The following is a 10894-nucleotide window of genomic DNA, read 5'->3' on the forward strand; positions in this document are numbered from 1 at the left end:
CGTCGATCGCCGGCACCCGAAGACTCGGCTTCTGCCGACTCGGCATCTCACAACGCAGCACAGTGACTCATTCCTTACATACATCGCCCGGGACAAACCATCATTATCGCCTCACGCGGACCATGCCTCCGCATCGGCGACGACCCGCCGGACGTCCGGCCGTTCCTCCGGCAGTGCGCCGTCGGTGAGCACGAGGACCTCGAGATCCTCGAGTTCCTCCACGTCGAGGGCCTGCGCGCAGGCCGCCGACACGAACGCATGGGTCACCCATTCGTCGGCCAGAAGGTCGGTGACGTTACCGTCCGGTAGTGCCGTGACGACGGTCACCGCACCTGCAGTGGACGCGACGATCAGCTCGATCGCGGACCACACGCTGCTCAGGGGCTCGGTACACGCGGTCCGGGACTCGTAGGTGATGTCGTAGCGGGCGCGGTCCCGTTCCGCGAACGCCACCACGTTTCCGTGGGTGAGCGAGAACGATCCGTCTGCCGCCACGATTGCGGGATCCTCGGAGCCCAGTCGGCGGATCCGCTCGGTGTAGGTGACCGGTCGGCCCGACTGCTCGTCGATGTGGATCCGGTCCGCGTCGCCGTCCAACACGACCCATTCCATGCTGTCGGGAAGGGCGTCGACGTGTGCGGACGTCGTGATGCCGACCTTGGCCGGCATGCCGGACGGCATCCGATCTGCGTCTGCTGCGTCGATCGGTGTCAGCGCGGCACCGCTCTTGAGCACCGCCCACGCCGCGACCACCGCGTCCGCCGAGCGCGGCAGCACGATCGGCACCTGGTGGCCCGGGCCGACGCCCTCGCCGATCAGCAGCCGCGCCAGCCTGGACGACTGCTCGTCGAGGTCACCGTAGGTGATCTCCTCACCGTCGTCCGAGATCGCGGGGGCCTCCGGATCGGCCTCCACCACCGCGGAGAGGATCTGCGGCACCGTGCTGCCGCTGGGCACGACGACTGCGTCCGACTCGACGTTCGCCGATCGTCCGACCGTTGCGGCACTGCGCAGCTGTGCGCGCTCCGCGTCGGACACGATGTCGATGTCACCGACGACGGCGCGGGCATCGGTGGCGACGGCCTCGAGGATGCGGACGAACCGCTGCCCCAGCATCGCGACCGTCGACTCGTCGAACAGGTCCGTCGCATAGGTCAACAGCGCCTCGAGATCTCCGGAGGGCGCGGGCACCAGTGTCAGCTGCAGGTCGAACTTGGCGGCCCGCTCCTGATCCGGCACCGCGCCCACCGTCAGACCGGGAAGTTCGAGTGCGGCCTGCTGCTGGTTCTGGAACGACAGCACGGTCTGGAACAGCGGGTGCCGCGCCGTCGAGCGGGACGGCGACACTGCCTCGACCACGCGCTCGAACGGCAGGTCCGCGTTGCCGAACGCCGCCAGATCCGTCTCACGGGTGCGAGCGAGGACATCCGTGAACGTCATCGACGACGTCAGTTCCGTCCGCAGCGCGAGCGTGTTGACGAACATGCCCACGAGATCGTCGAGCGCGGCGTCCCCGCGTCCGGCGATCGGGGTGCCCACCGTGACGTCCCAGGTTCCGCTGAGCCTCGCGAGCAGAACGGCCAACGCGCTGTGCGCCACCATGAACAGCGATGCGCCCTCGGCCCGCGCGAGGGAATCGAGTGCGGTGTGCAGTGCGGCCGGGATCGTGAAACCTGTTTCGGCTCCGCGCATCGACGCCACCGGCGGGCGGGGACGGTCGGTGGGGAGGTCGAGCAGATCCGGCGCGCCCGACAGCGTCCGCACCCAGTACTCGAGCTGGTCGGCGGCCACCGTGCCGGGCTCGTCCGCCGAGCCCACCACCTCGCGCTGCCACAGCGCGAAGTCCGCGTACTGCACCGCGAGCTGGGACCACTGCGGTGCCTCGCCCCGGCTGCGAGCGGCATACGCGGCGACCAGGTCCCGGGCCATCGGCGCCATCGAGACGCCGTCCGCGCCGATGTGGTGGACGACGAACGCGAAGACGTGGGTGCGGTCGTCGATCCGGAACAGTCCCGCCCGCGCCGGCACACCGCTGGTCACGTCGAAGCCCTGGCCGAGCAGACCGCTCACGTGGGAGAGCAGTTCGTCCGCGTTCACGGAGACGGGCGTGAGATCGAACTCGACCCGATCGGTCGGCAGGATCACCTGGTACGGGCCGTCCGCGTCCTCCGGGTAGTACGTGCGCAACGCCTCGTGGCGGACGAGGACGTCCTGCAGGGCTGCACACAGCGCACCGTCGTCCAGGTCGCCGGTGAGCTGCATCGCCAGCGGGATGTTGTACGTGGTGGATTCGGGCTCGAGCCGGTTCAGGAACCACATGCGCTGCTGCGCGAGCGAGAGCGGGATCCGGTCCGGCCGGGGCCCGGCGGTGAGCGGGCGGCGTGAACCCGAACCCGTCAGCGCGGCAACGTGCGCGGCAAGCGCACCGACCGTCGACGCCTCGAACAGGGTCCGCACGGGCACCTGCGCATCGAGCGCGACACCCAGCCGCGACACCACCTGCGTACCCAGCAGCGAATTGCCACCGAGACCGAAGAAGTCGTCGTCCAGACCCACCCGCTCGATCCCCAGAACCTCGCCGAACACGCCGGCCACGATCCCCTCGACCGGCGTCGTCGGGGCACGGAACGCCGTGGCCTCGAAACTCGGCTCCGGCAACGCCTTCCGATCCAGCTTGCCCGACACATTCAACGGGAACGCATCCAGCACCACGAACACCGCCGGCACCATGTACGACGCCAACGACGTCGCAAGCGCGGCCTTCACGACCTCGGTGTCGACCGTGCCACCCACAGTGGGGACGACATAGGCGACGAGCTGATCGTTCTTCACCAACACCACGGACTGCGCGATCGACTCCTGCGCCAGCAGTGCGGTCTCGATCTCCCCCAACTCGATCCGCAGACCACGCAACTTCACCTGGAAGTCCGTACGCCCGATGTACTCCAGCTCGCCCGACGCATTCCACTTCACCAGATCGCCCGTGCGATACATCCGCTCGCCGCCGTCACCGAACGGATTCGCCACGAACCGGTCCGACGTCAGATCCGCGCGCGAGACATACCCACGCGCCAACTGCACACCCGCCAGATACAGCTCACCCGGCACACCCACCGGCACCGGACGCAGCCGCGCATCGAGCACGAACACCTGCGTATTCCACACCGGCGCACCGATCGGCACACCCGCAGTGTCCGCCACCGTCACCTCGTGGAACGTCACATCCACCGCGGCCTCGGTCGGCCCGTACAGATTGTGCAACGAAGCCGACGAAATCGCCCGGAACCGCTCCGCCGTCCGAGCCGGCAGCGCCTCACCCGACGCGAACACCAGACGCAACGAATCCGCCCGGGACACAGACGATTCCGCATCACCGCTCGCTGACCACTCCGCCACGAACACCGACAACATCGACGGCACGAAATGCGCCACCGTCACACCACGATCGCCCATCACCCGCACCAGATAACCCGGATCCCGATGACCATCCGGCGCCGCCACCACCAGACGCGCACCCACCTGCAACGGCCAGAAGAACTCCCACACCGACACATCGAACGTGAACGGCGTCTTCTGCAACACCACATCGCCCGCAGTCAGCCCGTACTCGGCCTGCATCCACACCAGACGATTCACGATCGCGCCGTGCTCGACCGCCACACCCTTCGGCCGACCCGTCGACCCCGACGTGAAGATCACGTACGCGGTGTTCTCCGGCCGCAGCGGTGCCCGCCGCTCCGCGTCCACGATCGGCGCGTCCGAGAAACCGGACACATCGGTCGTGTCGAGTTCGACCACCGCTGCGGCACCGGGCAGATCACCGCCGTCGCGCGAGGTCGTCAGGACCAGTACCGGCTTCGCGGTGTCGAGGATGTAGGCGTTGCGTTCCGCCGGTTGATCCGGGTCCACCGGAACGTAGGCGCCGCCCGCGGCGAGCACGGCATACATGCCCACCAGCAGATCCAGCGAACGCCGCATCCTCAGACCCACCAACGAGTCCGGACCCACACCTTCCGAGATCAACAGGCGCGCCGTGCGATTCACCCGCGCAGCGAACTCCCCGTAACTCAGCGACTCGCCCTCGAACACCAACGCCGTCGCATCCGGAGTCCGCACCACCTGTGCCTCGAACAGGTCGACCAGCGTCGCCCGCGGCACGTCGTGGTCGGTGTCGATCCACTGCCGCAGCACCAGGTCGCGTTCGGAGTCGTCGAGCAGGTCGATCTCGCCGACGGGTACTCCCGGGTCGGCCGTCGCGGCGGACAGGATCCGCAGGTACCGGTCGCCGAAGGCGCGGACCGTCGCCTCGTCGAACAGATCGGTCGCGTACGTCAGATCCATCGTCAGGTCGGGCGTCTCGCCGGTCGATTCGGCGAAGGTGACCTGGAGGTCGAACTTCGCTGTGGCGGAGTCGAACTCCACCTCGGAGACGGTCAACCCGCCCAGCGCGAGGTCGGTGCGTCCGAGATTCTGGAACGTCAGCATCACCTGGAACAGCGGGTGCCGCGACTGCGAACGCGCCGGGTCGAGGATCTCCACCAACCGCTCGAACGGCACGTCGGCATGTCCGAACGCCTGCAGGTCGGTCTCACGCACCGCGGCCAGGAGATCGTCGAACGAGCGGGCGGTGTCGACGTCACTGCGCAGCACGAGGGTGCCCACGAACATGCCGACGAGGTCGTCGAGCGCCTGCTCGCCGCGGCCCGCGATCGGCGTGCCGACGGCGATGTCGGAGGTGCCACTCGACCGCGCCAACAGCACCGCCAGCGCCGCGTGCACCACCATGAACGAGGTGACGCCGCGTGCGCGGGCCAGTTCGGCGAGCGCGGTCTGCAACTCTCCGCTCAGCGGGACGGACAGCCGTGCCCCCCGATACGACGACACGGCGGGACGGGGACGGTCCGACGGCAGATCCAGCTGGTCGGGCAGACCGGCGAGCGCGGATGTCCAGTAGTTCTGCTGCTGGGCGAGCAGTGACTCCGGGTCGTCCTCACTGCCGAGAACCTCACGCTGCCACAGCGTGTAGTCGGCGTACTGCACACCCAGCGGCGCCCAGCCCGGCACGGTCCCGGCGGATCGCGCCGCGTATGCGATCATGACGTCGCGGGTCAATGGGCCCATCGAGAAACCGTCCGCCGCAATGTGATGCACGACGAGCACCAGGACGTGTTCGGTCTCCGACACCGAGAACAGTCGCATCCGCACGGGCAGGTCGGTAGTCAGATCGAACCCGGCCGTCACCATCGAATCGACGATCGCGGGCAGGTCCACATCCGAGATCGGTTCCGCCGAAAGCGGCGCCGACACCTCGACCGCGGGCCGGATCTGCTGGTATCCGACGCCGTCGATGTCGGGGAACACGGTACGCAGCGATTCGTGCCGGTCGAGCACGTCGCCCATCGCGGCAGCGAGGGCGTCGACGTCCAGCGCTCCGGACAGTCGGATCGCGAGCGGGATGTTGTTCACCGCCGACTCCGGCTCGAAGCGGTTGAGGAACCACAACCGCTGCTGCGCCAGTGACAGTGGGATCCGGTCGGGACGCGGCCGCGCGACGAGCGCCGTCCGGGCGCCGGCGTCGGATTCCATCACGCGGGCCGCGAGTGCCTCCACGGTGGAGACCTCGAACAGCAGCCGGACCGGGACGGTCGTGTCCAGTGCGGCGCCCAAGCGGGAGGCCACCTGCGTCGCAAGCAGCGAGTTGCCGCCGAGCGCGAAGAAGTCGTCGCCCTGCCCCACCCGGTCGACGCCGAGGACGTCGGCGAACACCCCTGCCACGGTTTCCTCGACCGGCGTCGCCGGGGCCCGGAACACCGCCGTCGCGAACTCGGGCTCGGGCAGCGCCTTGCGGTCGAGCTTGCCGCTGCCGGTGAGCGGCAACCGGTCGAGCACCAGCACGGCAGCGGGCACCATGTAGGCCGTCAGTGACCGGGCCGCGTGCTCCTTCAACGCCGCGACGTCGATCGTGCGACCGTCGGCCGCGGTCACGTACGCAACGAGCTGGTCGCGGATCACGAGCACGGCGGCCTGCGCGACGGATTCGTGTGCGGCCAGTACCGATTCGATCTCGCCGAGCTCGATCCGGAAGCCGCGCAGCTTCACCTGGTCGTCGGCGCGGCCCACGTAGTCGATCACGCGGTCGGTACCGGTGCGCACAACGTCGCCGGTGCGGTACAGCCGGCTTCCCGGGCCGCCGAACGGGTTCGCGACGAACCGCTCCGCGGTCAGGCCGGGACGGCCGAGGTAGCCGCGGGCGACGCCGACGCCGTCGAGGTAGAGCTCTCCGGGAACCCCGGCGGGCACGGGCCGCAGCCGCGCGTCCAGCACGTAGGCGGTCGCGCCGCGGATGGCGCGGCCGATCGTGACCGGCTCCCCCGGCACCAGCGCGTCGGAGATGTTCGACGCCACGGTCGCCTCGGTGGGGCCGTACGCGTTGAACATCGCCCGGCCCGGCGCCCAGCGGGACACCAGGTCGGCCGGGCAGGCCTCGCCGCCGACCACGACTACACCCAGCGCGTCCAGGCCCGCCGGATCGACCGACGCGAGAGCGGCCGGCGTGACGAAGGCGTGCGTCACGCGCTGCTGCCGCAGCAGTTCGGCAAGTTCGTGCCCGCCGTAGATGGTCGTCGGCGCGATGACCATCGTCGCGCCGGCACCGAAGGCCATGAGCAGTTCCAGGACCGACGCGTCGAAGCTCGGTGACGCGAAGTGCAGCGTGCGCGAACCCGATCCGAGTCGGTAGCGCTCCACCTGCTCGTCGGCGAAGGCCGACAGCCCGGTGTGGGTGACGACGACGCCCTTCGGCACGCCGGTCGACCCCGACGTGTAGATGACGTACACGGCGTCGGCGAGGTGCAGGGGGCGCCGCCGGTCGGCATCGGAGACCGCCAGCGCGGACGCGCTCGCGATCTGCTGTTCCGTTGCTGCGTCGTCGAGCACGAGCAACGGCAGCCCGGACGGCAGCGCGTCGGCATGCTCGGCATGCGTGATACCCAGCACCGCACGAGAATCCGACACCATGTGCGTCACGCGATCGGCCGGGTAGTTCGGGTCCACCGGTACGAACGCGGCACCGGACTTGGCGACCGCCCACACGGCGGTCACCGAATCGATCGAGCGGGTCAGCGCGATCGCGACGACATCGCCGGGTCCCGCACCGCGGTCGATCAGCACGCGCGCCAACCTCGACGAGCTCTCGTCGAGTTCGCGGTAGCTGACGGTCCGCTCCCCCGCCACGAGGGCGATCGCGGACGGATCGGTGCTCGCCGCGGATTCGAGGATCCGTGGCAGCAGGAGCGGTTCGGTGACACGGCCGTCGGCCGCCGTCAGCGCGGACATCTCGGCGCCGTCGAGGATCTCGATGTCGCCGACCACCACGGACGGATCGGCCGTGACCGCCCCGAGTACCCGCAGGAACCGTTCCGCGAACGCACGCATCGTCGACGCATCGAACAGGTCCGTCGCGTAGGTGAGGTCGACATCGAATCCTGCTGCGCCCGAATCGGCCTCGGCGAGCGTCACCGCCAGGTCGAACTTCGCGACGGCGGCATCGAAGTCGACGCCCGACACGGTCAGGTCACCGAGGGCGAGTTCGGTCCGGTCCATGTTCTGGAACGAGAGCACCACCTGGAACAGCGGATGCCGCGCCTGCGAGCGGGCCGGGCTCAGAACCTCGACCAACCGCTCGAACGGGACATCGGCGTGGCCGAACGCCTCGAGATCCGACGCGCGAACCTGGGCGAGCAGTTCGGTGAACGGGCGATCTTCCCGGACGTCGGCGCGCAGCACGAGCGTGTTGACGAACATGCCGACGAGGTCGTCGAGCGCGGCCTCGCCACGACCGGCGACGGGGGTGCCGATCGCGATGTCGGTGGTGCCGCTGAGCCGGGCGAGCAGCACCGACAGCGCGGCGTGCACCACCATGAACGGGGTCGTGCCGGCCTCACGCGCGACGGCGTCGAGTCGCGCCGCGAGTGCCGCGTCGATCCCGAATCGATGCGATGCGCCGGCATTCGACGCGATCGCGGGGCGCGGGCGGTCCGCGGGCAGATCCAGCCGATCGGGCAGGTCGGCGAGAGCGGCGCGCCAGTGGTCCACCTGCCGCGCGATGAGCGACTCCGGGTCGTCCTCGCTGCCGAGAACCTCACGCTGCCACAGCGCGTAGTCGGCGTACTGCACGTCGAGCGGCGTCCAGCCCGGGGCGACACCGGCCGAGCGGGCCGCATACGCCATGACGATGTCACGGGTCAGCGGTCCCATCGAGAAGCCGTCGGCGCTGATGTGGTGGACCACCACCACGAGCACGTGCTCGGTGGCGGACACCGCGAGCAGCCGCATCCGGATCGGGACCGCGGCCGTGACATCGAATCCACGGGAGATCGTCTCGGTGACCGCACCGACGATGTCGGATTCGGTGATCGACTCGGCGTCCAGATCGACGGTGACCCGGTCCGCGGGCAGGATCACCTGGCTCGCGGCGCCGTCCCGTTCCGGGAAGACCGTGCGCAGCGACTCGTGCCGGGCGACGACATCGTTCACCGCGCCGCGCAGCGCAGCGACGTCGAGCGAGCCCGACAATCGGATCGCGACGACGATGTTGTTGACCGCGGAGTCGGTGTCGAAGCGGTTGAGGAACCACATCCGCTGCTGTGCGAGCGACAGCGGCACGGTCTCCGGGCGCGGCTGCGCGAGCAGCGGGGCGCGGGTGTCGCCGCCCGCGGCGACCTGTGCGTCCACCAGGGCCGCGAGCCGGGCGACGGTCGGCGCGTCGAAGAAGTCGCGCACGTCGATGCGGATGCCGCGTTCGGCGTTGATCCGCGCGACGACGCGGGTCGCGCTCAGCGAGTTGCCGCCGAGGGCGAAGTAGTCATCGTCGACGCCCATCCGCTCGGCGCCCAGGACCTCCGCGAACGTGGCCGCCAGCATCTCCTCGGTGGGGGTGCTCGGCGCGCGGTACTCGCTCGCCAGCGACGAGAAGTCCGGTGCGGGAAGGGCCTTGCGGTCGAGCTTGCCGCTCGCGTTCAGCGGGAACTCGGCCATCGCGACGAACAGGGACGGCACCATGTACTCGGGCAGCCGCGCGCTCACCGTGGCGGCCATCTCCTCGCGGTCCACGGGCGCGCCGCCGTCGGTGACGACATAGGCCACGAGGTGGTCGCCCAGCTCGGGGTCGGCGTGCACGACCACGACGGACTGCGACACCGCATCATGGTCCAGCAGGGCCGACTCGATCTCGCCGAGCTCGATGCGCAGACCGCGCAGCTTCACCTGGAAGTCGGTGCGGCCCACGTACTCCAGCTCACCGGAACCGCCGAGCTTGACGAGGTCACCGGTGCGGTACATGCGCTCGCCCGGGCCGCCGTACGGGTCGGCGACGAACCGGTCGGCCGTCAGGTCGGGACGCTGCAGGTAACCCCGCGCCAACTGGACGCCCGCCAGATACAGCTCGCCCTCGGTCCCGGCCGGAACGCGGCGCAGTCCGTCGTCGAGCACGTACAGGCCGGTGTCGGCCACCGCGGCGCCGATCGGCACCGTGGCGGTGTCGGCCGCGGTGACCTCGTGGAAAGTGACGTCCACGGCGGCCTCGGTGGGGCCGTACAGGTTGTGCAGCGCCGCTCCCGAGATGTCACGGAAGCGGGCTGCGGTCTGCGGCGGTAGCGCCTCACCCGACGCGAACACGTTCCGCAGTGTCGTGACTGTCGCCGCACTCGGTTCGACCACGAACACCGACAGCATCGACGGCACGAAGTGCGCGACGGTGACGCCGCGCTCGACCATCGTGCGGGCCAGGTACGCGGGGTCGCGGTGGCCGTCCGGCAGCGCGATCGTCAGACGCGCACCGGCCTGCAGCGGCCAGAAGAACTCCCACACCGACACGTCGAACGTGAACGGCGTCTTCTGCAGCACCACGTCGGCTGCCGTCATCGGGTACATGTGCTGACGCCAGCGCAGGTTCGCGACGATCGCACCGTGCCCGACTGCCACACCCTTCGGGCGGCCGGTGGACCCGGACGTGAAGATGACGTACGCGAGGTTCTCGCCCGTCAGCGGTGTGAGACGGTCCACGTCGGTGACCGGATCGGCCGACAGTGCGTGCAGATCGAGGGTGTCGATCGCGAGGACCGGGGTGTCGGTGTCGAGCGTGAGACCGTCCCGAGTCGTCGTGAGGATCGCGGCCGGACGAGCGATGTCGAGCACATAGCCGAGGCGGTCGGCCGGATGGTCCGGGTCCAGCGGGACGTACGCGCCGCCCGCCTTGACGATTGCGTACATCCCGATCAGCAGGTCGATCGATCGCCGGATGCCGAGACCCACCAGGGTGTCCGGACCGACACCGAGCGAGATCAGGTGGCGCGCGAGGCGGTTGGCGCGGGCATCGAACTCGGCATACGTCAGCGTCGCGCCGTCGAACTCGAGCGCGACGGCGTCCGGGGTGGCGGCGACCTGCTCGTCGAACAGTGAGGCGAGCGTGGTTGCGGGCTCGGCGGACGCCGCTGCGTCGTCCCCGAGCACCTCGGCGGCATCGCTGAACAGGGCACTCAGCAGCCCGGGCAGTCCCCCGGTCTCGGGCGCCTCGAGCAGACCCGGCGCCACGGTGGACAGCACGACCGGCACGAGCGCATCGATGCCGAGCACCCCGCCCATCGCGGCGTCGAGGGTCTCGATCTCCTGCTTCAGCTGTGCGTACGTGACGGTGATGTCACCAGCGGTCAGGGCGATCCGCTCGGGATCGACCTCGACCACCCCGGCGAGGAGTCGAGGCAGATCCTCGACCGTCAACGAGTCGACTCCGGGCTGCTGGGCCGCCATGTTCTTTGTCCTTCCCGACATCTGAAAACTTCGATCGCCCGATTCGGGGGGAGCCGAACTGCCGGCTCCCCCCGAGATCATCCGACTG

General features: G+C 69.7%; 1 protein-coding gene. It reads right to left on the minus strand.

Features of this window, described 5'->3' with window-relative positions:
- Nucleotides 1-111: 111 nt before the first annotated feature.
- The gene (locus HUN07_RS20590) at nucleotides 112-10806 is read right to left on the minus strand and encodes a non-ribosomal peptide synthetase (RefSeq protein ID WP_174912358.1); all 10695 of its coding nucleotides are present in this window, start codon (nucleotides 10804-10806) and stop codon (nucleotides 112-114) included.
- Nucleotides 10807-10894: the final 88 nt, after the last annotated feature.

The sequence above is a fragment of the Rhodococcus sp. W8901 genome, from assembly GCF_013348805.1.
GTDB lineage: Bacteria > Actinomycetota > Actinomycetes > Mycobacteriales > Mycobacteriaceae > Prescottella.

Coding starts and splice junctions, on each gene's coding strand:
- HUN07_RS20590 (WP_174912358.1), bottom strand. CDS start 10,806: ATGGCGGCCCAGCAGCCCGGAGTCGACTCGTTGACGGTCGAGGATCTG.